At 64.7% G+C, this 22,161-nt stretch carries 22 protein-coding genes and 1 pseudogene; 17 read left to right on the top strand and 6 right to left on the bottom strand.

Translation table 11 applies throughout. The annotated features are described in order from the left end of the window. Window positions 1–403: 403 nt before the first annotated feature. The 4 genes from QK290_RS14020 to QK290_RS14005 all read left to right on the top strand — a co-directional run bounded on the left by QK290_RS14020 (window position 404) and on the right by QK290_RS14005 (window position 4,215). On the top strand, window positions 404–706 hold the full coding sequence (locus tag QK290_RS14020; RefSeq protein WP_282331257.1) for a DUF427 domain-containing protein: 303 nt from the start codon (window positions 404–406) through the stop codon (window positions 704–706). Between the two features lie 287 nt (window positions 707–993). After that, window positions 994–2,841, top strand: a complete 1,848-nt coding sequence (locus QK290_RS14015; protein WP_282331256.1) for a glycoside hydrolase family 15 protein — start codon at window positions 994–996, stop codon at window positions 2,839–2,841. A 32-nt stretch (window positions 2,842–2,873) separates the two neighbouring features. Continuing rightward, on the top strand, window positions 2,874–3,509 hold the full coding sequence (locus QK290_RS14010; protein ID WP_282331255.1) for a TVP38/TMEM64 family protein: 636 nt from the start codon (window positions 2,874–2,876) through the stop codon (window positions 3,507–3,509). Next, on the top strand, window positions 3,502–4,215 hold the full coding sequence (locus tag QK290_RS14005) for a CDP-alcohol phosphatidyltransferase family protein (RefSeq protein WP_282331254.1): 714 nt from the start codon (window positions 3,502–3,504) through the stop codon (window positions 4,213–4,215). Before QK290_RS14010 ends, QK290_RS14005 begins: the two co-directional genes overlap by 8 nt. Here QK290_RS14005 and QK290_RS14000 read toward each other — a convergent pair. Further along, a complete protein-coding gene (locus tag QK290_RS14000) occupies window positions 4,100–5,539 on the bottom strand; it encodes an NAD(P)/FAD-dependent oxidoreductase (RefSeq protein ID WP_282331253.1) in 1,440 nt (479 codons plus the stop codon). The two genes, QK290_RS14005 and QK290_RS14000, sit on opposite strands and share 116 nt — an antisense overlap. A gap of 26 nt (window positions 5,540–5,565) precedes the next feature. Between QK290_RS14000 and QK290_RS13995 the strand changes: the two genes are divergently transcribed. The 9 genes from QK290_RS13995 (at window position 5,566) to nhaA (ending at window position 11,868) form a co-directional block, all read left to right on the top strand. Then, window positions 5,566–6,294: a class I SAM-dependent methyltransferase gene (locus QK290_RS13995; RefSeq protein WP_282331252.1), complete on the top strand. Its 729-nt coding sequence runs from the start codon at window positions 5,566–5,568 to the stop codon at window positions 6,292–6,294. A 155-nt stretch (window positions 6,295–6,449) separates the two neighbouring features. Next, window positions 6,450–6,902, top strand: coding sequence for a hypothetical protein (locus tag QK290_RS13990; RefSeq protein ID WP_282331251.1), 453 nt, complete (start codon window positions 6,450–6,452; stop codon window positions 6,900–6,902). Beyond that, window positions 6,899–7,687: a Crp/Fnr family transcriptional regulator gene (locus tag QK290_RS13985; RefSeq protein WP_282331250.1), complete on the top strand. Its 789-nt coding sequence runs from the start codon at window positions 6,899–6,901 to the stop codon at window positions 7,685–7,687. The genes QK290_RS13990 and QK290_RS13985 overlap by 4 nt, the downstream gene beginning before the upstream one ends. Beyond that, window positions 7,684–7,983, top strand: coding sequence for a DUF427 domain-containing protein (locus QK290_RS13980; RefSeq protein WP_282331249.1), 300 nt, complete (start codon window positions 7,684–7,686; stop codon window positions 7,981–7,983). The genes QK290_RS13985 and QK290_RS13980 overlap by 4 nt, the downstream gene beginning before the upstream one ends. A 70-nt stretch (window positions 7,984–8,053) precedes the next feature. Then, window positions 8,054–8,347 carry a carboxymuconolactone decarboxylase family protein gene (locus QK290_RS13975; RefSeq protein ID WP_282331248.1) on the top strand — a complete coding sequence of 98 codons (294 nt, stop codon included), beginning with the start codon at window positions 8,054–8,056 and terminating at the stop codon, window positions 8,345–8,347. A gap of 19 nt (window positions 8,348–8,366) precedes the next feature. Next, window positions 8,367–8,741, top strand: coding sequence for a hypothetical protein (locus QK290_RS13970; RefSeq protein ID WP_282331247.1), 375 nt, complete (start codon window positions 8,367–8,369; stop codon window positions 8,739–8,741). Window positions 8,742–9,002: 261 nt separating this feature from the next. After that, window positions 9,003–9,260, top strand: a complete 258-nt coding sequence (locus QK290_RS13965) for a metal-sensitive transcriptional regulator (protein ID WP_144662938.1) — start codon at window positions 9,003–9,005, stop codon at window positions 9,258–9,260. A 108-nt stretch (window positions 9,261–9,368) separates the two neighbouring features. Then, a complete protein-coding gene (locus QK290_RS13960) occupies window positions 9,369–9,803 on the top strand; it encodes a DUF302 domain-containing protein (RefSeq protein WP_282331246.1) in 435 nt (144 codons plus the stop codon). Between the two features lie 721 nt (window positions 9,804–10,524). Then, window positions 10,525–11,868 carry a Na+/H+ antiporter NhaA gene (nhaA, locus tag QK290_RS13955; protein WP_282331245.1) on the top strand — a complete coding sequence of 448 codons (1,344 nt, stop codon included), beginning with the start codon at window positions 10,525–10,527 and terminating at the stop codon, window positions 11,866–11,868. A gap of 79 nt (window positions 11,869–11,947) precedes the next feature. On the opposite strand, the gene QK290_RS13950 is transcribed toward nhaA, so the two are convergent. Continuing rightward, on the bottom strand, window positions 11,948–13,468 hold the full coding sequence (locus QK290_RS13950) for a SulP family inorganic anion transporter (protein ID WP_282331244.1): 1,521 nt from the start codon (window positions 13,466–13,468) through the stop codon (window positions 11,948–11,950). A gap of 179 nt (window positions 13,469–13,647) precedes the next feature. Between QK290_RS13950 and QK290_RS13945 the strand changes: the two genes are divergently transcribed. From QK290_RS13945 to QK290_RS13935, 3 genes are all read left to right on the top strand, one after another. Further along, window positions 13,648–14,031 (top strand): MerR family transcriptional regulator, encoded by a 384-nt coding sequence (locus QK290_RS13945; protein ID WP_282331243.1) that lies wholly within the window; start codon window positions 13,648–13,650, stop codon window positions 14,029–14,031. 967 nt (window positions 14,032–14,998) lie between these two features. Continuing rightward, a complete protein-coding gene (locus QK290_RS13940; protein ID WP_282331242.1) occupies window positions 14,999–15,922 on the top strand; it encodes an ABC transporter ATP-binding protein in 924 nt (307 codons plus the stop codon). Continuing rightward, a complete protein-coding gene (locus QK290_RS13935; protein ID WP_282331241.1) occupies window positions 15,922–17,541 on the top strand; it encodes a polyketide antibiotic transporter in 1,620 nt (539 codons plus the stop codon). The genes QK290_RS13940 and QK290_RS13935 overlap by 1 nt, the downstream gene beginning before the upstream one ends. A 609-nt stretch (window positions 17,542–18,150) precedes the next feature. On the opposite strand, the gene QK290_RS13930 is transcribed toward QK290_RS13935, so the two are convergent. From QK290_RS13930 to QK290_RS13915, 4 genes and pseudogenes are all read right to left on the bottom strand, one after another. After that, the gene (locus QK290_RS13930; RefSeq protein ID WP_282331240.1) at window positions 18,151–18,558 is read right to left on the bottom strand and encodes a four-helix bundle copper-binding protein; all 408 of its coding nucleotides are present in this window, start codon (window positions 18,556–18,558) and stop codon (window positions 18,151–18,153) included. Between the two features lie 60 nt (window positions 18,559–18,618). Continuing rightward, on the bottom strand, window positions 18,619–19,092 hold the full coding sequence (locus QK290_RS13925) for a hypothetical protein (protein ID WP_282331239.1): 474 nt from the start codon (window positions 19,090–19,092) through the stop codon (window positions 18,619–18,621). A gap of 221 nt (window positions 19,093–19,313) precedes the next feature. Next, window positions 19,314–20,684: a DUF2254 domain-containing protein gene (locus tag QK290_RS13920; RefSeq protein ID WP_282331238.1), complete on the bottom strand. Its 1,371-nt coding sequence runs from the start codon at window positions 20,682–20,684 to the stop codon at window positions 19,314–19,316. A 371-nt stretch (window positions 20,685–21,055) separates the two neighbouring features. Next, window positions 21,056–21,361, bottom strand: a pseudogene (locus QK290_RS13915) (Na+/H+ antiporter NhaA); the annotation flags it as partial. A gap of 106 nt (window positions 21,362–21,467) precedes the next feature. Here QK290_RS13915 and QK290_RS13910 point away from each other — a divergent pair. Beyond that, window positions 21,468–22,161, top strand: a 694-nt coding sequence (locus QK290_RS13910; RefSeq protein WP_282331237.1) for a CHRD domain-containing protein, incomplete at its 3' end; no start/stop codon positions are given.

The raw sequence follows: 22,161 nt of genomic DNA, 5'->3' as shown, positions 1-22,161 counted from the left end.
CAATGCGTCTAACTGAGAGTAACTTCACATCATTCACTGGGTCCAAGACTTAGTTGATCATTATTGATAACCTGTTGATATAGATGCTCCCGATGAACTACATACTCTGACCGGCCTGTCTCAAGCCGCGGCCCACGCGGGCGAACACCATGTCGCCTCCGCGTTCGGGACGTCTGCAAGCTCGCCGCCGTCGGACGTTCTGCTGGCGACCGCTTCGGTTCCGGAGGCCAGCCCTGATCGCTCCATCGACTGCCGGGACAGGATCCGGGCCCGGTCGCTGCAGGGGAGACCGCCACCGGCTAACTCACGGATCATCTCTTATGTGTCCCGGATCGCAGAACTCGGACGAGGATCGCACCTAGAGTCGTGGGGACAACGATTTCACCACGATAGGGTCGCCCTCATGAAGGCAGTACTTAACGGCACCGTGCTTGCGGACGCACCCCGGGACGAGCTGATCAAGATCGAGGGAAACTGGTACTTCCCGCCCCAAAGCGTCGACTCAGCACTGCTTATAGCCAGTGCAACACCGTACATTTGCGGGTGGAAAGGGCGGTGCCAGTACTTCAGTATCCGAGACGGCGGGAACCTGCTGCCGGACCGCGCTTTTAGCTACCCAGACCCGTATCCCGCGTGGCTGGAGCGGGTGGGCCGGGATTACAGCAACTACGTCGCCTTCTGGAGAGAAATCCAAATCACCGAATAGCAGGCGTGCGTGTCGGTCTCACCGACCTGACCACGTCCGCCCGCGGCTGGCTCCACAGGTCTGGCAACCAGGGATTCATCAAACTCGTCGAAGACGCCGAACACGGGGTTAAGGTGGGTGCGATATCTGCCGGGCCCGCCGGGGGAGGGGTACCCGGCCCTGACTTTTGCCGTCCACGCCAGGATTCCGGTCCGCACACTGCGGCGGATGATCTACGCATATCCGACCTTCCACCGCGCCATTGAGGACGCATTGGACCGTTTCGAGTGAATCAGGCAGGTGTCCCGATGACCAGTGAGCCCATCGCCAACTACGCCATGCTCTTCGATTGCCGCTCTGCCGCGCTCGTGAGCGCCGCAGGTTCCGTGGACTGGTTGTGTTTCCCCCGTTTTGATAGCCCCTCGGTGTTCGGACGGATCCTGGGCGAGGACGCGGGTTATTGGGCGATCCGGCCCGCGGGCCCGCACATTTCGAAGCGGAGGTACCTCGGGCCGACGATGGTGTTGGAAACACTCCACACCACAGCAAGCGGGACCGTGAAAGTCACCGACGCCCTGGTGCTGGGAGACGGGAACCGGGGCCACGAACTCGGCGCCGGGGCTCCAGGCACGATGCTGCGGCAGGTGGACTGTGTCGATGGCGAAGTTGAGATGGAGGTGGTCTTCGCGCCGCGGCCGGACTACGGCCTCGTCCGGCCGCTCCTTGAGGACACCGCCGGCGGAATCCTCGTCCACGGCGGGGCCGACATGCTGGCCTTCTCCACCCCGGTCCCCTTCGAACTCGATGATGGCGAAGCGCGTGCGAAGCCGGTTCTCCAGGCCGGAGACGTTCTGGGATTCGCGCTTCACCACCGCAACGCCGGGACGGTACCGCCGGTGTTCTGGAGCCAGCTGGACATCGCGCGCCGGCTTGAGGACACACTGGAGGGCTGGGCCAGCTGGTCCCGGATGCATCAGAGCTACGACGGACCCTGGCATGACCTGGTCGCTTCCAGCGGCAGAATCCTGCAGGCACTGACCTTCTATCCGAGCGGGGCGATTGTCGCGGCCCCGACGACCTCCCTGCCCGAGGTCGCCGGCGGCACCCGGAACTGGGACTACCGGTACACCTGGATCCGGGACGCCAGCATGACCCTACAGGCACTGTGGGTGGCCGCCTGCCCGGATGAGGCCGGAAAGTTTTTCCAGTTCCTCGCAACCGCGGCCGCTGGCCGGCTGAGCAGCGGCGACGAACTACAGATCATGTACGGCGTCGGCGGGGAACGCGACCTGTCCGAACGCGAACTGGCCCACCTTCCGGGCTGGCGCGACAGCGCCCCGGTCCGGGTAGGCAACGGCGCTTGGGACCAGCGCCAGCTCGATGTCTACGGCGAACTCCTCGACGCCGCAGCGACCCTCCCGGAGTATCTGAACGATCTGGACCCCGGGACGCGGCAGTTCCTTGCCGACGCGGCCGACGCGGCAGCATCCCGCTGGCAGTCCACGGACCAGGGCATCTGGGAGGTCCGCGGCGCTCCCCGGCACTACCTTCACTCAAAGCTGATGTGTTGGGTGGCCGTGGACCGGGCCATCGGCCTCGCCGGGGTCCTGAACGCCGAAGACCGGGTTCCCCGCTGGGAACAGACCCGGGAACAGCTCGCCGACTCGATCCGGATGAACGGCTGGAACGAAACAGCCAACGCCTACACTCAGGCCTACAGCTCCGAAGACCTCGACGCGTCGGTCCTGATGCTCTCCATCGTTGGGTTCGTGCCCGCCGATGATCCCCGGATGCTCGCGACGATCGATGCCATCGAAGAACGGCTCACCGACAGCCGGGGCCTGGTGTACCGGTACCAGGGCGACGACGGGCTCGCCGGGGAAGAAGGTACGTTCCTGCTGTGCACGTTCTGGCTGGCCCATGCCCTGGCCCTGGCCGGACAGCCGCGACGCGCCCGGGCCGTCTTCGAACGGGCTGCGGGATTCGCCACGGACCTGGGACTGCTTGCCGAAGAGGTTGCCCCGGACAGCAACGAGCTGCTCGGCAACTTTCCGCAGGCCTTCAGCCATATCGGCCTCGTCAATGCCGCCTGGGCCATCCGCACCGCCGAGGACAAAACCCGGGCCCCTGCCGCCGTCGTGGGTAACGCCCCGTGACGGCTTCTGTCCCGGGCAGCAGACGCCGGGCCGTGATTAGGCTAGGAATCCTGCTGGTTCTCGTCGCCGCCGCCGCCGTGGTTGCGCTGGTTGTTCCGCTTCCGCCGGTCGAGGACATCCGGAGCTATTTCGGAACCGCCGGTTGGTGGGGGCCGGCGGCCTTCATCCTGGGCTACGCCGTGCTGACGCTGGCGCCGGTGCCCAAAAACGTCCTCTCAGTAGCCGCGGGGCTGGTCTTTGGGTTCGCCGGCGGAATCGCCGTCGTCTTTATCGCCGCGATCCTAGGGTCCGTCGCCGCGTTCTGGCTGGGCCGCTGGCTGGGCCGGGAGGCGGTGGAGAATTTCACCGGGGCACGGGTGGAGAAAGTCGATGAGCTGCTACGGCGCCGCGGCCTGCCGGCCATGATCGGTGTCCGGCTGGTACCCGTGCTGCCGTTTACGGCCATCAACTATACCGCCGGGCTGACCTCCATCCGATGGTGGCCCTACTTCCTCGGGACCGCCATCGGCATCCTTCCGGGAACGGTGAGTTTCGTGACCCTGGGTGCGTTCGGCCTGCAGCCGGGATGGCAACTCAACCTTGCCCTCGTGGCACTCGGCATTCTCACGGTGGCCGGGCTGGCGGTCGCGGTCCGGCGACGCCGGAAGGGCAGGGCCACCGATGTTTGATGCCCGGTTGCGGCGGGTCATGGAGCCAGCTCTGGGGCGGGCCGCCGGCTGGCTGGACCGGCCGTGGATCACTCCGGACCGGCTGACGGGCCTGAACCTGGTTCTTGGCCTTGCCAGCGCGGTCCTTGCGGCGGTGCAATGGTGGCTGCCGGCCCTGGCCGCGTGGCTGCTCTGCCGGGTGGCCGACGGCCTCGACGGCCCCCTGGCCCGGCGCCGGAACGCCCGCGCGGGGACTGAAGACACCGGGCGGGGCGGATTCTGGGACATCTGCGCTGATTTCATCGTCTATGGCGCCACAGTGGTCGGCGTCGGGATCGGCGCGACAGAGGGCTTCGGTGCCCCGTGGCTGCCGTTCCTGCTGGTCCTTTTCGCCTACTACATCAACGGCACGGCGTTCCTGGCCTTCTCCTCCATCGCCGAAAAGACCGGCCGCCAGCTCCGGGACGGCCGGTCCTTGTCGTTCCTGGGCGGCCTGACCGAAGGCGCCGAGACCGTGGCCGTACACAGCTTGTGGCTGGTCTTGCCGGGTGCCGCCTGGGAAATCGCGGCTGTCTGGGCGCTTTTAGTGACCGCCAGCGGCGTCCAGCGGATCATCGCCGGCTACCGGTCGCTAGGCGAGGTATGGGCCGGTCCAGCCAGCGGCGCCGGAACCAGACCAGCACCGCCATTGCCCCGCGCATGCTTGGCGATGCCAGACGCTCCCTGACGTCGGCGACGGCGGCAGTCCACACCCCGTCCGAAAAGGTCGGGTAGGGGTGGGTTGTTCCGGCAATGTCCGAGGTGGTCATCCCTTTCTGGACGGCCAGGGTTAGTTCAGCAAGGGATTCCCCTGCCCTCGGGCCGACGATCGTGCCGCCCAGGATTTTTCCCCGCCGGTCCACGATCAGCCGGGTGAACCCGCCCGTCGTGTCCTCCGTGACGGCCCGATCGACATGGGTATGGCGGACAGTCCGGGCGCGGTGCTGCAGCCCGCCGTCGGGGGTGGTGAGCCCGACGGCGGCCACCTCCGGGGAGGTGAACGTCACCCGCGGCACGGTGCCGCTGACTTGGCGTTTAAGCCCGAGCACCGCGTTCGACGCCGCCACAGACGCGTGGACTCCGGCCAGGTGGGTGAACTGGGGGTTCGCGGTCACATCTCCCGCCGCCCAGATGAGCGGGTTGGAGGTCATCATCCGGGTGTCCGTGATCACCTGGCCGTCCTTGTCCAGGTTTACCCCGACCCGCTCCAGGCCCAGACCCGCGGTCCGGGGCGTGCGTCCGGTGGCCAGCAGGACCGTGTCGGCGTCAACGGCGGCGCCGTCCCGAAGCAGGAGCTGGGATCCGGTGCCCGTGGTGACCGCGTTCTCGACGGTTGTGTTTTCCAGGATGCGGACACCGTCGGATGCCAGGCTGTCCCGGACGAGGTCGACGGCGTCGGGATCTTCCTTAGGGAGGATCCGGGAGCGGACGATCATGGTGACCTCGGATCCGAGGCGGGCAAAGGCTTGTCCGAGTTCGCAGGCGATCGGGCCGCCGCCGAGAATCGCCAGCCGCCCCGGAAGCGTGGCGAGTTCCCAGATCGTGTCCGAGGTCACGGTGACCTCCGGGTCCAGGCCCGGGATGCCGGTGCTGACCGGGGCCCCACCGGTGGCGATCAGTGCCTGCCGGAAGCGGATCGTCCTGCCGTCCACCTCGGCCACCCCGGGGGAGCGGAACGTCAGAGCGCCCTTGATGACTTCAACTCCGGCGGCTTCGAGTGCGTCCGGGGAGTCGACGGGCTCGATCGTATCGATCGCGGCATAGATGCGCTTCCGTACATCAGCGAATGCCGCGGGTCGGCCGGTCAGTGCGCGGGCTGTCGTGGCGTGTTCGGCTGCCGAGAGGAGGGTCTTGGACGGCACACATCCGGTCCACAAGCAGTCACCGCCGGTGCGGGCCTGTTCGACCAGCAGGGTTTGCGCTCCGAGCCCGGCCGCCGTTTTGGCGCCCACGATTCCCGCAGTTCCCCCGCCCACAACCAGCAGGTCAACGATCGGGTTCTCGACTGCCATGATGGACTCCTCGTAAGTGATGTTCAATGCCGGACAAAAGCGCCCGGCGGTGCGGTCTTCCGGGACCGTGCCGCTGCGGCGGATCGAACCAGAAGGAGACCACCATCCGCGATAAATACACGCTGTTCGCCCCGTTTTATGATCTGTTCTCGGGCGAATACCCTGTCTATCATGCCGGACGGGTGCTCGGCATTGACGCCCTGGCCCCCACCACGGGCCAGCAGGTGCTGGACATCGGCTGCGGAACCGGGTTGAACTTTCCCCTGCTGCAGGAGCGCGTTGGTTCCTCCGGGACCATCGTCGGCATCGACCGCAGCGCCGAAATGCTACAACAGGCGCGGCGCCGCGCCCAGGCCCACGGCTGGCAGAACGTGATCCTGCTCCAGGCCGACATGGTGCTGCTCGATCCCGGGACCGTCGCTGCCCGCATTGAAGAAAGCGGGGGAGCCGAGGTTTCGGATGCAGCCCTGGCGACCTATTCGTTGTCCCTGATGGGGGACTGGGAGCAGGCGTGGACGAACATGACGAGACTGCTGGGCACACAGGCACGGGTCGGTGTTGTGGACTTGCAGGAACCGGAGGGATGGGCGCGGTGGTTGTCTCCGCTGGCGCGGCTGGCCTGCGCGGTCGGCGGATCCGACATCACCGCCGCCCCTTGGCGGGCCGTGGAGGAACGGTGCGTCGACGTCGTCCGGGCGTCCGCGCGGGGCGGACACCTCCAGATCCGGGCCGGGAACTTGAGGCACGACAGATGAGGGTAGCCGCCGCGTTCACATCCCGGCTTTGCAGGGGCGCAATGATCCGCTTCCGCCATTAGTTTCTGCTGTGTAGTGCAGATTACTGAAGGGTGTCCCGGTCCAGTCATACCTTGAAGATGTCAGCAAAACCTCTCCCATGGAAGGTCCCCGTTATGGCTTCTGCTTCAGCTCTTTCCCGCCCCACGTCAGCTACCGGCATTGGACGGCGCGTCCTCGCCGGGGTAGCCGGAGGCATCGCCGGCGGTATCGTTTTCGGCATGCTCATGGCCATGATGGGCATGCTGCCCGTCATCGCGTCCATGGTCGGCTCCACCTCGGCCGTGGTCGGGTTCGGCGTCCACCTGATGATTTCGGTGATGATCGGGCTCGGCCTGACGGTACTCTTCGGCAACCGGTTTCTCACCGGGTACGGCCGCGGCGCCCTCGTCGGACTCGGCTACGGGGCCATCTGGTGGATCCTGGGCCCGCTGATGATCATGCCGGTCATGATGGGCATGCCCTTTTTTACTATTGATCTCAACGCGCTGATGAGCCTCATGGGCCACATGATTTATGGCGTTATTCTGGGAGTGGTGGCGGTCCGCGTCCTCAAGAGCCGGGCATGACCGATTCCTGCCGGGTCGATGTGGGGGCCACCGTCTCCGGAGACCTGCGACCGTGGGCCCCGCGGCAACGAGAGGCCGATCCCCTCATGGCAGGACCCACCGACCCGTTCAGTTGTTTGAATGAAGTTGATCTGTTCGCTGATCTAAGCGCACAGGAGATCGAGGCCATGGACTTCATGGCCCCGGCCCGGCTGTTCCGCCGAGGAGAGCTGTTGTTCAGCCAAAGCCAGCCCGTCACGGCCCTGTTCATCCTCAAATCCGGCCGGGTGCGCATTTTCCGGGTCGCTGAGGATGGCAAGGCCCTGACGATGGCCATTCTGGAGCCGGGCGCGGTGTTCGGAGAAATGATGCTCGTGGGCCAGCGGATGTATGACAACTACGCCGAGGCCATCGAGGACGCGGCGATCTGCCAGCTCAGCGTGGACGAGGTGGAACGGTTCCTGCTCTCCGATCCGCGCATAGCGATCCGGATCTCGCGGCTCCTGGGCGAGCAGGTAGCCCGCCTCGAAGAACGTCTCACCGACCTGGCATTGCGGCCGCTATCGGCCCAGGTGGCGTCCACCTTGCTCAAACTCGGTGACGCCGCGGGGCCGCCGCGCTTCGGACAGGCCCGGACCATCCACCTGACCCACGAACAGCTCGCCGGCCTCCTCGGCGCCTCACGGGAGGCCACCAGCAAGATCATGGGTGACCTCACAGCCAAAAAAGCCATCCGCCAGGGCCGCGGACGCATCGTCATCCAGGACCGCGAGGTCCTGCGCACACTGGCCCGGAGCTCCTCATGATCACCGCCACGTTCCACGGCCAGGTGATCGCCCGCTCTGGCCAGACGGTGTATCTGGAAGGCAACCATTACTTCCCCCGGGAGTCGCTGGTGCCGGACACGCTGGAAAACAGCTGGGTCCGCACGCTGTGCTTCTGGAAGGGTGTTGCCCGATACCACCACGTCCGCGCCGGGGACCGCAGGGCACCGAACGCCGCCTGGTCCTACCCGCGGCCGACGCCCCTGGCCCGGATGATCAAAGGCCATGTGGCGTTCGCCCCCGGCGGGGGCGTCATCGTCAGCGGCGCCCGGCCCTGACCGGTCGCGTCTGTTGCTTCCTCCGCCCCACAGTTTGTCGTGTAAGCCCAATAGATAAGAGGGTTTCCGCATGCCACGCATTCCCGCCCACACCGTTGCCACAGCCCCCGAAGCGTCCCAAGGCAACGCACGGAAACTGGAGCAGAAGATGGGCAAACTGTTCAACATCCATGCCGGGATGGCCCACTCACCGGCCGTGATCGCCTCCTACATGGGGATGTCCGCCGCCATCGCCGAACACGGCAGCTTTGACGCCCACACCCGCGAAGCGTTTGCCCTGGCCGTTGGAAACCAGAACGGCTGCGACTACTGCCAGGCCGCCCTGAACGCCGGCTGGAGCGCCGAGGAACTCTCGGAGGCGTGACCAGGAACTAAGCTCCAGCATGCACGAGCTGCTGGCACAGCTGCGGGAGCGGCTGGCCCCCACCATCCTCATGATCACCCATGACCGCGACGAAGCGGCCGCCGTCGCCGACCCCATCGCGCTCCTCAGCCGAGGCAGGCTGCTCCAGCACGACCGCGTCGACCTCGTATACTCCCGGCCCGCGTCCCTGGAAGTCCACCGGCTCATGGGCGGCACAAACGAAATCACAGGAACCGTCCGGGGCGGAGTCCACTACTCGGCCCTGGGCGACCTTGACCTGCCCGCGGACACCGACTGGCCCGACGGCCCCGGCGTGATGGTCATCCGCCAGGAAAGCATCAGCATCCAGGACGATGCCAGGGCTCCGCAGGGCACGGCGTACCCGCTATCGTGACGGATATCCGGGTGCTGGGACCCGCCTGCTGGTCACCGTCGACGTGATGACCATATGGTCCTGATGCTCGGCGACCCGGCTGCGTAAGGTTCTGGCGCCAGAGCGCCAACGGCGGTGGAAGGGGAAACGGGAAGACCTGGGGCCGCTCGAAAAGGTCGTTGGTGTATACCCCACTGAGTATTATAGATACCCCAGTGGGTATACGAAACACCCGAGGGGGTATATAGTAAATGGCAAGATGCCCACTTTCTTGGAGACTTCATGCAACTCGATTCGACTGAACTGACCCCTGTGGTCAACCGCCTCAAGCGCGCGCAGGGCCAGCTCGCTGCTGTCACGCGCATGCTGGAGGAGGGGAAGGACTGCAAGGACATCGTCACGCAGCTGGCTGCCGTTTCGAAGGCCCTGGACAGGGCCGGCTTCGCGATCATCGCCAGCGGGCTGGAGCAGTGCATCGTCCGCGAAGACACCACCATGGACAAAAAAGAACTGGAAAAGCTCTTCCTCTCCCTCGCCTGACAGGCAGGGACCCAAGACCCGGTGCCGGGGGAGTTTCCCCGAACTGTCCCGGCATGGCGACGGACTGGCCCGGACCCGAACATGTCACGAGACATCAGGAGCAAGCCGATGAGCTACACGTATACCGTTAACGTCCCGCTGTCCTGGGAGGACGCAGTCCAGCGCACGCGTGCGGTGCTCAGCGAACAGGGCTTTGGCATCCTTACTGAAATTGATGTCCGCTCCACTTTCGAGACCAAACTCGGGATCGACGCCGGGGATGCCGTCGGTGACTACATAATCCTCGGGGCCTGCAACCCCACGCTGGCGAGCCGTGCCCTCGCGGCCGATCCGGCGCTCGGAGCATTACTGCCGTGCAATGTCGTTGTCCGGCGAGGCAAGAACGCGCGCGAAACCACCGTCGAAGCCATGGACCCACAAACCATGGTCCAGCTCAGCGACAGCCCCGTCGTCCGCGCCGTCGCGGACGACGCCGACGCCAGACTCCGCGAAGCCCTCCACAGGCTGACCGATGCTGCGGGCGCAAGCCCAGCGGCCCTCTAAAACCGCCCCGACACCGTCCGCGCCGGGGATATCACTGTACCCGCCGCTGCACGTCGAACCGGCGGCGAAATCTTACGGTACGGGCCCCCCTATTTTCATGTCAGTAGTACTTAGTCAGGTCGGCGTGGCGGCATTTAGTCCTGATCGATCCTGACATTTTTCGAGGCATGAAACCCGATGCGGTTGCCGAGATCAGGACTGAGTTGGAATCGTTCGGAGGGGGATGTGTTCGCCCTCGTCGCCGGTAGGGGCGGGTACTGCCCCTACCGGCAACCACGCCGCACAACCTAACTAAGTGCGTATTGATACCGGCGATGACCACCATGTCGCCGGTTGGAACCGTCAGAACATAGATCGTCCGGCTGGCCGCATGTAGTGCTGAGCCGTTGCCGAGTTTGCTCTTGTGGTTCACCCCGATGCTCCCGTCAAGCACCGCGTTCGCCACGTTGGGAAGATCGCCGGAACGCACCGTCTGCAGTCCTCTGAGCAGCGCCAACGCAGCCAATGTCCTTTGCCCGGGATCCGCAGGCCCAAGGCTGCATACGACACTGTGCCGATGATCAGGCGGGCGGGAGGTTGTCCCTTGCCTTCTCCAGTGAGGGCTGCCAGCCCCAGGTACCGGGTTGGGCAATGGGAGGGGCAAAATGTGTAGACTTACTGGAGGTGAGCCGGGAAGTCTGGTCGGCACGTTCTTTGCCGCCCCAAAGTTTAGGACACCTTCATGGGTAAAAGCCCTTCTGCTCCTCCGCGTTCCTCCGTTTTGGGACGGGGGAGCTACGGCGAAGTGCTGCGAATCGGTGAAATCCTGCGGAAGGAAACCGTTGGCGGGATCTTACTGGTCGCCGCGGCAGTCATTGCCCTGATCTGGGCCAATTCCCCGGTCTCCGATAGCTACTTCGCGTTGCGGGACTACCGCCTCGGGTTTGAGCCCTGGCATCTGGAACTCAGCTTGGGGGCATGGGCTTCAGACGGTTTGTTGGCGATCTTTTTCTTTCTTGTGGGGCTGGAACTCAAACGTGAGTTCGTGGCCGGAGACCTTCGTCAGTTCAGTAAATCCGTGGTGCCCATCGCGGCGGCTGTCGGCGGTGTAGCAGTTCCTGCCGTTATTTATGCGCTGATCAATCTGGCCAGTCCTGAGACCCTGCAGGGCTGGGCCATCCCTACGGCGACCGACATTGCGTTCGCCGTGGCTGTGCTGGCGATCATCGGGTCGCACCTGCCCAGTGCGCTGCGGATCTTCCTGCTGACTTTGGCCGTGGTTGATGACCTTCTGGCCATCAGCATCATCGCGGTGTTCTACTCCTCCGATATCCAGGCCGGGCCACTGCTGCTGGCCATCCTTCCGCTGGCGGTGTACACGTTCCTGGCTCAGAAGTACCGCCGGTTCTTTGGCACCAGACCCGCCGCGGCGTGGGTAATCCTTCTCCCTCTGGGAGTAATCACCTGGGCGGTGGTGCATGCCTCCGGTATCCACGCCACCGTCGCCGGTGTACTCCTGGGGTTTGCCATCCCTGTCATCCGGTCCCAGGCCAGCGGTGGCCCCGCTGCCGGACCTGGCCTCTCCGAGATCTTCGAACACCGGTTCCGGCCCATTTCCGCCGGTATCGCAGTCCCCGTTTTCGCTTTCTTCGCCGCCGGTGTCGCCGTGGGTGGCTGGGACGGTCTGATCTCGGCTCTAACCGATCCCGTAGCCATCGGCATTATCGTGGCGTTGGTGCTGGGCAAACCAATCGGAATCCTGGGCACCACCTGGCTCCTCACCAAGGCCACCCGCGCGTCTCTGGACAAGTCCCTGAAGTGGATCGATGTATTCGGAGTCTCGCTTTTGGCTGGGATCGGCTTCACGGTTTCACTCCTCGTGGCCGAGCTGAGCTTCGGACAGGGCAGCGCCCACGATGACCACGCCAAGGTCGGGATCCTCGCCGCGTCGCTGCTGGCCGCCCTCCTGGCGGCGGCAGTACTGGTCACGCGGAACCGTCAGTACCGGGCCGTGCAGGCCGAAGAAGCCGTAGATACGGACCAAGACGGCATCCCGGACGTTTACCAGGAAGACCGCCGCGGGTGATCTGACCCGATCCACACACCTGAAGGGTCCCCTGCCGGTTATGCGGTAGGGGGCCCTTCACGTAAGGGCGGCCGCGGGGTCAGTGGCCGCCGAGTTTGCCTCCGAGGCGTTCGCGCATCAGGATGCTGGCATCGTTGAGGCCAATGATTTTCACGTCAATAGCGTGGTGGCGGTACTTCTCGGTGATCGCGTCAAGGGCCGCAATCGTGGACGCGTCCCAGAGATGGGAGGCGTGCATATCGATGATCACATGTGCAGGGTCCAGAGCGTATTCGAACTGGGTGTAGAGGTCGTTTGAGGAGGCAAAGAACAGCTCCCCGTCCACCACATAGGTCGCGGTTTCGTGCCCGCCAACGGAGCTGACGGTGCGTTCGACTGTGACGAGGTGTGCGACCCTGCGGGCGAACAGCACCATCGCCACAAGGACACCGACGCCGACGCCGATGGCTAGGTTGTGGGTGGCGACGACCACGATGACAGTGGCGACCATGACCAGGGTTTCGCTCTTGGGCATCATCTTTAGGGTCCGGGGGCGGATGCTGTGCCAGTCGAAGGTGGCCCAGGAAACGAAGATCATGACCGCGACGAGGGCGGCCATCGGTATCACGGAGACGAAATCCCCGAGGGCTACGACGAGGATAAGCAGGAAAACGCCGGCGAGGAAGGTGGAGATCCGGGTGCGGGCGCCGGAGGCTTTGACGTTGATCATGGTCTGGCCGATCATCGCGCAGCCGCCCATGCCGCCGGTGAACCCGGTAACGATGTTTGCCACGCCCTGGCCCCAGGCCTCGCGGGTCTTGTGCGAGCGGGTATCGGTGACGTCGTCAACCAATTTGGCGGTCATCAGGGATTCGAGCAGACCCACGAAGGCCATGGCGAGGGCGAAGGGAAAGATGATCTGCAGCGTCTCCAGGTTGATCGGGACGTTCGGGATGAACAGGGTCGGCAACGACTGGGGGAGTTCGCCCTTGTCTCCCACGGTCGGGACAGCCACGGAGACGAAAACCGTGATGAGTGTGAGCACTACGATGGCGACCAGCGGGGCCGGCACAGCCTTGGTCAGCTTCGGCAGGCCGAACACGATCACGAGCGCCAACACGACGAGGGGGAAGACCAGCCACGGAACATTGATGAGTTCGGGAACCTGGGACATGAAGATCAGGATGGCCAGGGCGTTGACGAAGCCCACCATCACCGAGCGTGGAATAAAGAGCATCAGCTTTGCCACACCTGACAGACCTAGAACGATTTGGAAGACTCCGGCCAGGATGACGGCGGCGACGAAATAGTCCAGGCCATGGGACTTCACCAGCGGCGCGATGACCAAGGCGATCGCACCGGTCGCCGCCGAGATCATGGCCGGACGGCCGCCGACGAAGGCAATCGTCACGGCCATGGTGAAGGAAGCAAAGAGCCCGATCCGCGGATCGACGCCGGCGATGATTGAGAAGGCGATCGCTTCAGGGATCAGGGCGAGGGCGACGACCAGTCCGGCGAGGACTTCGGTCTTTAGCCGGCGCGGAGACTTGAGGGTTTCCCGGACAGACTGCAGTTGTTCAGGGGTATAGGCCGGGATATCCCCGGCGGTCTTAACGGCCATTGCTGGCTCCGTTCATGGTCAGGAAGACGCACGCATGCGGCTTCGCTCTGTCGAAGAATGAAGGGGCGCAACACCGCGCCGGGAAGAGCGGGAACTGCCCTGGTAGGTCTCACCACTCACCAGAAACTCTACCCTAACGTGATGGTAGGGTTTGAAATCAGAACAGGACGGAGGCCCTGATGACGGCAAAAACAAGCACGGGCACGATGCACATTGGTGAATTGGCAGAACGGACGGGTCTGTCCCTGCGGACCATTCGCCATTACGACGACGTCGGTCTGTTGCCGGCGACTGCGCGGACCGACGGGGGCTTCCGGGTCTATTCGGAGGCTGATTTCGAGCGTCTAATGGTCATCAAGCAAATGAAGCCGCTGGGGTTTTCACTGGAAGAAATGGCCGGCATCCTCGGTATCCTTACCCCGGACGAGGCCTCTGCCGCCACGGAGGAGGCGCACGCCCGACTCCGTGGGTTCCTGGAGAAAGCGGTCCATCAACGGGCCAAGATAGCCCGGAACCTGGCCCAAGCGGACGAGTTCATCCAGCGGCTCAGCGCACGGCCCTAACGAGCACTGCCCGTGGCTCTTCCCTGGCGGGTTGGACCGGACCTAGGCGGTGGATCGGAGACCATCAAAATGACGGCGGTGAGCCCGGCGTTCCTGTCCGTCCGCGGCCTGTCCGACGGGCTATGAAGTCACGAGACTGACCACACTGGGGGAGACCGGGTACATGCTGCTGGTCAACGACCAGATTCGCCGGGGAGCCCTGCGTTTTCGTGTACAAGGGGGGCCGTCGACGTGGGGAAAGAGCGCCGGCATCCGCGACCTTCAGGCTCTTGCGGAGGACAACACGGATGACCACATGCGGAATCACGGCTTGCTGCGGGCTGGGAAGGGCTGGAGACTGTCTCCTTCATTCGAGGTGAACCCGGTGCCCTCCGGGGTCTCTGAGACACCACTGACCCCTGGCGGGAGCCTGTGGGATCGGTATGTCAGGGATTTGATCGACTACGCCCTGGAGTTTCGGCTGATGCGGGAGTAGGCAAGCAAACGGCTGCGGCTTGGAAGTTTGGGTCACCGAACACTCTCGCCGGGGCAAGATCGTGCGCGGGCACTTTTGGAAACGCCGGGGCTGGACGGCACCGCTGGACATCTGCCGTAGGAGACGCCGGGCAGATGCCTCTCCCGGCGGCGGTATCCAGCGAGGCTTCAATCATTGATCTACATGGGTGCACTATGGCCGAGGCCTGGGGAGGAATGTTCTCTCGTCTTTTCTGCTTCGACCAACCGAGGCATGGCCGGTGTATCCGGGGTCTTCTTTTAGTAGCTTTCAGCTGCCGGGAATCGGTCGCTGAAAGTGATGGCGAAGGGTGGATTTTCGGGTTCTGTGGGGCCAGCCTTCCTAGTCTGTTCCGGTGCTTGTATGCTGTGGATCGGAGAGCCGGGAAGCCTGGTCGGCCCGTGGGCGGTGCCCACGGAATGCCCTAGCGACCGCCTCGGGCGTTCGTGCGTGGACCTGAGGAGCGGGCAGCTCATGAGTGCAGAAGTACAACCTATCATTGAAACCCTTGGTCTTGTGAAGAATTTCGGCAGGACACGGGCACTGGACGGACTGAACCTGAGCGTCGCCGTCGGCGAAGTCCACGGTTTTCTGGGCCCCAATGGTGCAGGTAAGTCGACCACGCTGCGGGTGCTGTTAGGGCTGATTCGCGCGACGTCCGGCACGGCCCGGGTGTTCGGGCTGGATCCCTGGGCCGACCCTGTCCGCACGCATCGGGACATCGCCTACGTCTCAGGGGATGTGAGTCTATGGCCGAACTTGTCAGGCGGGGAAATCATCGACCTGATCACCGGCCTTCGCGGAGGCGCCGACGAGAATCTTCGCCGGGATCTCATCCAGGAGTTTGAGTTCGACCCGCGGAGTAAGGCCAGGACCTACTCGAAAGGCAACCGTCAGAAGGTCGCCTTGATTGCCGCGTTCGCCCGCCCTGCCCGCCTGTATCTGCTCGACGAGCCCAGCGCAGGCCTGGACCCGGTAATGGATGCCGTATTCCGCCGCCAGATCCGGCGGGTCAGCCGGGACGGGGCCACTGTCCTGCTCTCCAGCCACATTCTCAGCGAGGTCGAACAGCTGTGCGACCGGGTCACCATCATCCGTTCCGGAACCGCGGTCGAGACGGGAACGCTGGCCGATCTGCGGCACCTGAACCGCACACATTTCCGGGTCACCGGGCTCGCCGACCCGTCGCGGCTGGCGGGGCTGCCGGGCACGCACGGGATCAGCATCGACGGAGCCGCCGTCGATTTCGACGCGGACGCCACCGACCTTGGTGCTGTCCTGGCCGGCATCTCCGAGCCCGGGATCAGCGCGCTCACGGTGGCTCCGCCGTCCCTGGAGTCCTTGTTTCTGCGCCACTACAGCGATATCGATAGCGGCAACAGCGGTGGGGTGAAGTGATGCCCGGCGTGCTGCGGCTGGCACGGTTCCAGGCACGCAGGGATCGGGCGACGCTGCCCGTCTGGATCCTGGGCATCTCTCTGCTCGGCTTTGCGACTTCCAATGCGGTCGTCATCCAGTTCGGTGATGAGCCCTCGCAGGCGGCGATCCTGACCCTGGCAGCATCGAACCCGGCGTTCCTCTTCGTCCGCGGTCTGCCCGACGGGACCGGCGCCGGAGCTGTCGTGTTCTTCCAGGGCTTCGCGTTCATGGCGGTCCTGGCAGCACTGATGAGCACCTTCCTGGTGGTGCGACACACCCGCGCCGATGAGGAACTGGGACGCGCCGAACTCCTCGGCGCCGTCCCCCTGCAACGGGCAGCATCCCTGGTCGCGACGTTTCTGCTGGGCGGGGCCGCGAACCTGCTTCTGTCTGTGTTTGTTGCGGCCGGTTTCGTCGCGGCCGGGCTGCCGGTTGCCGGCGCAGTGGGGGCCGGTGCCGCCGTCGGGGCTGTTGGCGTCTTCTTTGCGGGCCTCGGCGCGGTCGTCGCCCAGGTCTTGCCCTCGGGCAGGAGCGCAAATGGTGCGGCCGCAGGCCTGGTGGGCGTTGCGTATCTGCTCCGAGGTGTCGGGGACGCGCTCGGGAGCCCGGCGGCGGACCTGCTGCACGTGAGCAGTGCGTGGCCCTCACTCCTGTCGCCCATCGGCTGGGGCCAGCGCTCACGGCCGTTCACCAGCCCGGACCTGGTCACGCTGCTGGTCCTTCTCGCTGCCGCGCTGGGTCTGGCAGCCGGTGCCGTGATGCTCCGTCGAGTGCGGGATGTGGGCGCGAGTCTCGTGCCCCAACGCGGCGGCAGGGAGAGGGCCGGAGTCGGGGGCACATCGTTCGTGGGCCTGGCCTGGCGGCTGCAGCGCGCCACTGTGGCCGGGTGGTGCATTGGGGCCGCTGTGTTGGGCGCCGTGGCTGGCGCCCTTGGCCCTCTGGTTTCCCAGACCGTGTCCAGTGTGGCACCGCTGAAGGAACTCATTTCCCGGCTCGTGCCGGGCGGGCAGGCCGGGCTGATCGACGTGTTCGTTACGGCCCTGCTTGGCGTGGCCGGGGTGTTCGCGGCGGCGGCAGGCATTCAGGCGGTGCTGCGGATGCGCGCCGAAGAAGCCGAAGGCAGGGCCGAGTTTCTCCTTGCGGCCCCGAAGTCGCGGGGCCGGTGGCTCGGCGCGAACCTGCTCATCGCGGCTGTCTCGACGGTACTTGTCTCTGGAACGACGGGCGTATCTGCCGCCGTAGGCCTGGGACTCTCGGGGAGCGCCAACGGGCCTGCAGTGTCTGTCGTCCCGGCAGCGCTGGCGCACGTCCCTGCTGCCCTGGTGTTCTTGGCGGCGGCCGCTGTGGTCTTCGCGTTCGCGCCGCGGTTCAGTGTTCTGCTGGGCTGGGGGATGCTGGCGGCTGGACTCGTGCTTGGCGAATTCGGGGAGCTGTTTGGTCTGCCGGTATGGCTCCAGGACATAAGCCCGTTCCGGCACTCCTCGGCCATGCCCGTAGAGTCCTTCGACCCGGCCGGTGCGTTGGTCCTGGCGCTCGTGGCCGCCGCGTTGGCCGGAATGGCCGCCTACTCCATCCGGCGTCGTGATCTCACCACCTGAACTTCGTCGCTCAAGTGGCATGCAGGGCCTTACCTGGACTTGGCGCAGTTCATCCATGACCAGGGCATTTCCCCCGGGCGCTGGCCCCAACGTTCGGGACGGTGATTCGACCAGGCGTCGGCCAGCTGCTGTCCGCCGCCGTCGAGCACATCATTACCTTCGCTCCGGATGTGGTGGTCCATCCTCGACGTGGTAGGTCACCGCGGCGAGACGAGGGTAGAGGCCGATCCGCTCCGCCGGATCATTCCTGACTCCTTCCCCGCAGGCGGGTCCACGCGAACGTCTCACCATCAGAGTGCGGACAGGAGCCTCCTGCAACCATGACCGCTGAACACCGTCCCGGTCAGTCCCGCCGTTGATCGAATCTAAACCCGCACGCGCACCTGTACGTCAGCAGGCCACCGTCATTCCTTCCTGGGGACCCGACAGGCGGGCCCGGGTCCACGGGTACCGGCTGCATGGGCTCACCACAGTGGATGTGTGTGGTCAGCATCCGGCGCAGTTGCGGATCCTCTGAGAGCCCGCCACGCGCTGCGTTGCTTGGCTGTGCCTTCTGCCGGGCACCACGATCCGCCCGGGAAATCTGTGAATGTGTCATTATTGCGCCCCTCAGCCCAACGAGGTGAGGAGATCAGCGCACGCCTGCTCGCAGCGGCGACAGGCTTCGACGCACACCTCGCAGGGGCGGTGCATGGACGCATGCTGCCCGCATTCATCGGCGCACGCCTTGCAGACGGTACGGCACGCTTCCAGCACTGCACGGGTCATGTCAGCGTCGTAGCTGCCCTGGCGCGAGAGGATCTTCCCGGCGGCCACGCAGATGTCGACGCAGTCAAGATTGGTGCGGATGCAGATGGTCAGCTCGGCGACCATCCCTTCACTGAGGCAGGCGTCGGCGCACGCGGTGCACGTCTGAGCGCACTCAAAGCACGCCTGGATGCATTCCACGAGCTTGGCTTTATCAATGCTTCCGAGGTCCTCTGGATGGGCGTCCAGCATGGACTGTACATGTGTCATTGGTTTCTCTTTCCGGATCTGAAACAGCGGGTCGTGACGAAGTGGAACGGCGAACCGTTTCTACGTCCTGCTGATGGAAAGCTTGACCACGGTCAGCGCCGGCAAAGCCGGTTCCGAAGGCACAACGCTGCAAAGAATTCCGCCAGGCTCCTGATGGGTCAAGGGCGGCGGGTCCAATGCGCCAGTCCTCAGCGGTGCCGGTTCGCTCCGGGGAGCCAGACGCCGTTCACAGCATTCCTGAGCCAGAGCCTCAGGCTCAACGGACGGGTTGGCCTCGTGGACGACGCTGACGGGCTGGGACGCCGATGCCGAAGGGCCGGCCTGGCTGGCTGCGGTTTCCGGCGGCATTGCCTCAACGTCCCGTTTCTCCGCTGACTGGAAGGAACTGTGACCTGGGACGATGGCATACCTGCTGCCATGAGTGTAGGAGGCTGCCCCCGCGAGGAGGAGGGCCAGAAGGAACCACACGAATACGCTCCGCACCGGGACCGGGCAGCGCAGCATTCCTCTTGAAGACCCACTCAGCGCGGCCATTCCCACTTCCTGGTGGACACCATCTGTCCAGACTAACCTCCGGCCACAGTTCAAACCATCACGCGTGTGTTACTTTTGCGTCGGTTTGGAAGGCCACGATGCGGTACGTGCCTTGCCACCATGCAAGAGGCTACGACGAGTACGGTCGCCGCCTTGGCAACCTCAAGCGCAGGTCACAAGCCCCGGCCGGGCACTGACTGTCCCGTTCCGGGCAGGGAATCTCACGGGCTCGCCGGGTTGCCGGGGTGCAGGTTCTTTGGCTGCATGAGTTCTATGGAGTCGGCCTGCTCCAGCAGGCTCCGCCGCTCTGCCGGCGAATAGTCAGCGGCACCGATGGCGTTGCGCATCCGGCCCAGATGCTCTCGGATATCCACCCGGTATTTGTCCTTCCGGTCGCACCAGGTGAGCTCCGCAAGCAGGCCCAGGAGCCGGCCGGCAACGGCCGGATCGGCCGCTCCGTATTGCCGGGGCTGGTTCATCGCCATGTTGAGAAGGTCTTCGAGTTCCGGAAGCGAAACCACAACCCTCACCCGCCCGCCGTCGTCCCTGAGCTGCTCAGGGCCAGGGCTTCGCTCCGCCAGCCGGCACAGGAGTACGGAGAGGTGCCCGATGACGTGCACTGCGGTGGTGGGATCGTTGATGCCTGGGGAGAGGGCACGGGCAGCGACGTCGACCAGCTGGCGGAATCCGAATCCGACGTCCTGGACGTTGGTGCGTTCAAACCCGGTGGCCACAGCGGCGTTGACCTTTTCAATCAGCCTTTCCCTGGCTGAGGTGGTGAGCGTTGCTCCCGGTTGAACGGCCCAGACGGTGGCGAAGGGAACACCGGCCACCAGGGAACTGCCCGGTTCCCGGTCTATCCGTATCACTGCCCCCGCATCTTCCGCGGCCCGCTTCAGTGAGCCCTTGTCAACGGAGGTCAGGAATCCGGAACTGGTGGAGTTGATGAGGATCTTCCCCTCTGCCGGGACCGGATCCGGTCCCGGCGCCGGCAGGGGGCGGTTCTCCGGGAAGACGCGGTCGATGGTCTCCTGGGTTTCCACGTTGACCCTGCGCATCATGGTTTCCACCCGGATCTCCCGGGTGAGATGCGCCAAAAAGAGCACCAGCCCGATAACACTGCCTATGGCGAGAACGAACGCGACAGTGACGGAAATTTCCGGGACGAACGGGCTGGCTCCGCTGCCTTCGCCGCGGACGCTTCGAAGGACAGTCAACGCGAAAGCGAAGGCAGCCAGAAAGAGGGCCAGCGTCCCGTGGACGAAACGGTCCGAGGTGAAAGTCCGCAGCAGCCGCGGGGAAAATTGGCTGCTGGCCAGCTGCAGCGTGACCACGGTGAGCGAAAACGTCAGGGACGTCACCGTGATCAGGGAACCCGAGATCGCCTGCAGCACCGACCGGGCCGCCTCCGGCCCTCCACTGAAGAGAAGAACAGTGACACTTTCTGGCAGCTTGCCGTCAACTGCAGCATCCAGGGCAGGCACCGCCGTCCCGAGAACCACGGCCAGCGCAACCGCCAACACCGGAAGAGGCCACAGCTGCGTCCGCAACGCATCCATCCAATGGTCGACACGCCCAGTCATCGGGAACATGCCCCCAGCCTTACAGGTGCTTCAGTCATGGTCTTCACTCCTATCAGAGGATCAGATCCGGAGTCCTTTCTTCGTTATCAGTACCCTGGGTACTGGCTCCAAGCTCGCCGAACCTGAAAAATTAAGCGTACTGTCCACTACGTCCCGTTGTACGCAAAAAGCAGCTCGAAACCCTCCAACGGCTCACGAGTTCCCATGCAACAGCACTGGCGCCTTCGGATCGACTTTGGCCACACTCCTGCCCAGTTCCGACGTCGCAGGCTTTGAAGAGTCGACGGCGCATTAGACGTCCGGGATGCCGTTTCGGTCTGCATCGAAGGCTTCTTCGGCTTGCACGGCACGGTACGGTACTGACGGATCCGCCCAACCAGTAGTGCCGCCGCCACGAGGGCCGGCAGCAGTGGTCCGGCCTGGATATCGAATGAGTGGAACACCGCGATGATGCTGATGGCCAGAAGGTGATCGACCACGGCCAAAGTCAGCAGGAAGATCCGCAGCGCACTGGGCAGGTGCGACCCGATGATCGCCAGCACAGCCACGGCGAACGCAATGTCGGTCGCCGTAGGGGTCGCCGAGCCCTGCAGGGTCTCAGGAATGGCCAGATTGATCAGCGCATAAATAACGGCGGGAACTGCTACACCGCCGACAGCCGCTGCGATGGGCACAACGGATTTACTGAATTGCAATATCCACGCCCATCCAGTCCGCGAGTTGTTCCGAAGTACAGGTATCCCCGTCCGGGGGCACCAACATCACACTCGCGTGTATGAGGAGATCTTTTCAATGAATAAGACACTTCGCTTTATGGCCGTCCCCACTCTGGCTTTGGCCGCGCTGGCCCTTTCCAGTGCCCCCGCGATGGCAGCGGACCAGTCCTACCAGTCGACCCTGGGCCAGATTAACGGCAGCACGGGTTCGGGCACCGTCACTGTTGACGTTACGGGCAATCAGGCTCACGTTGTCCTGAATGTTTCGGGCCTGGCCGCGACTTTTATGGACGCACCGTACCCGCATGTCCAGCACATCCACGGCGGAGCCGAGGGCACGTGTCCGGCGCCGTCGGCCGATAAGGACGGCGACAAGGTCATTTCCACCACCGAAGGCGCCCCGTTCTACGGCGGAATTGTCACCACACTCTCCACCAGCGGTGACACCAGCCCGGCAGCGGGCTTGGACCTTAAGGTCGCCGGGCAGGGTGCCTCCTACACCATTGACCGCACGTTCGAGGTGAACGCCGAGACCAAGGCCGCCCTGAAAGCCGGTACCGCCGTTGTTGTGGTCCACGGTCTTGACCCCGCCACCCTCAGCGCAGCCGGCCAGGCCGCCAAGTCGGACCTCGCACCGACCCTGCCGCTGGCTGCCACGTCCCCCGCACTGTGCGGTACCTTGACGGCCGGGCAGATGAAAATGCCTGCCGGCGGCGCTGACACCGGTGTCAGCCAGGAGACAGGGAACGACGCCGGAGCCCTCGCCCTCG

The sequence above is a fragment of the Pseudarthrobacter sp. AL07 genome (assembly GCF_029960665.1).
GTDB lineage: Bacteria > Actinomycetota > Actinomycetes > Actinomycetales > Micrococcaceae > Arthrobacter.
Note: the sequence above shows the minus strand (reverse complement) of the source record. Positions and strands in the feature narration are given on the sequence as shown.

What these genes read in the sequence shown, in the direction of transcription:
- QK290_RS13935 (WP_282331241.1), top strand. Translation starts at nt 15,922, where the DNA reads ATGCCCGGCGTGCTGCGGCTGGCACGGTTCCAGGCACGCAGGGATCGG.
- QK290_RS13980 (WP_282331249.1), top strand. Translation starts at nt 7,684, where the DNA reads ATGATCACCGCCACGTTCCACGGCCAGGTGATCGCCCGCTCTGGCCAG.
- QK290_RS13950 (WP_282331244.1), bottom strand. Translation starts at nt 13,468, where the DNA reads ATGGCCGTTAAGACCGCCGGGGATATCCCGGCCTATACCCCTGAACAA.
- QK290_RS13945 (WP_282331243.1), top strand. Translation starts at nt 13,648, where the DNA reads ATGACGGCAAAAACAAGCACGGGCACGATGCACATTGGTGAATTGGCA.
- QK290_RS13970 (WP_282331247.1), top strand. Translation starts at nt 8,367, where the DNA reads ATGCACGAGCTGCTGGCACAGCTGCGGGAGCGGCTGGCCCCCACCATC.
- QK290_RS14005 (WP_282331254.1), top strand. Translation starts at nt 3,502, where the DNA reads ATGTTTGATGCCCGGTTGCGGCGGGTCATGGAGCCAGCTCTGGGGCGG.
- QK290_RS13985 (WP_282331250.1), top strand. Translation starts at nt 6,899, where the DNA reads ATGACCGATTCCTGCCGGGTCGATGTGGGGGCCACCGTCTCCGGAGAC.
- QK290_RS13965 (WP_144662938.1), top strand. Translation starts at nt 9,003, where the DNA reads ATGCAACTCGATTCGACTGAACTGACCCCTGTGGTCAACCGCCTCAAG.
- QK290_RS13925 (WP_282331239.1), bottom strand. Translation starts at nt 19,092, where the DNA reads ATGGCCGCGCTGAGTGGGTCTTCAAGAGGAATGCTGCGCTGCCCGGTC.
- QK290_RS14020 (WP_282331257.1), top strand. Translation starts at nt 404, where the DNA reads ATGAAGGCAGTACTTAACGGCACCGTGCTTGCGGACGCACCCCGGGAC.
- QK290_RS13960 (WP_282331246.1), top strand. Translation starts at nt 9,369, where the DNA reads ATGAGCTACACGTATACCGTTAACGTCCCGCTGTCCTGGGAGGACGCA.
- QK290_RS13975 (WP_282331248.1), top strand. Translation starts at nt 8,054, where the DNA reads ATGCCACGCATTCCCGCCCACACCGTTGCCACAGCCCCCGAAGCGTCC.
- nhaA (WP_282331245.1), top strand. Translation starts at nt 10,525, where the DNA reads ATGGGTAAAAGCCCTTCTGCTCCTCCGCGTTCCTCCGTTTTGGGACGG.
- QK290_RS14000 (WP_282331253.1), bottom strand. Translation starts at nt 5,539, where the DNA reads ATGGCAGTCGAGAACCCGATCGTTGACCTGCTGGTTGTGGGCGGGGGA.
- QK290_RS13930 (WP_282331240.1), bottom strand. Translation starts at nt 18,558, where the DNA reads ATGACACATGTACAGTCCATGCTGGACGCCCATCCAGAGGACCTCGGA.
- QK290_RS13940 (WP_282331242.1), top strand. Translation starts at nt 14,999, where the DNA reads ATGAGTGCAGAAGTACAACCTATCATTGAAACCCTTGGTCTTGTGAAG.
- QK290_RS13995 (WP_282331252.1), top strand. Translation starts at nt 5,566, where the DNA reads ATGCCGGACAAAAGCGCCCGGCGGTGCGGTCTTCCGGGACCGTGCCGC.
- QK290_RS14015 (WP_282331256.1), top strand. Translation starts at nt 994, where the DNA reads ATGACCAGTGAGCCCATCGCCAACTACGCCATGCTCTTCGATTGCCGC.
- QK290_RS13990 (WP_282331251.1), top strand. Translation starts at nt 6,450, where the DNA reads ATGGCTTCTGCTTCAGCTCTTTCCCGCCCCACGTCAGCTACCGGCATT.
- QK290_RS13920 (WP_282331238.1), bottom strand. Translation starts at nt 20,684, where the DNA reads ATGTTCCCGATGACTGGGCGTGTCGACCATTGGATGGATGCGTTGCGG.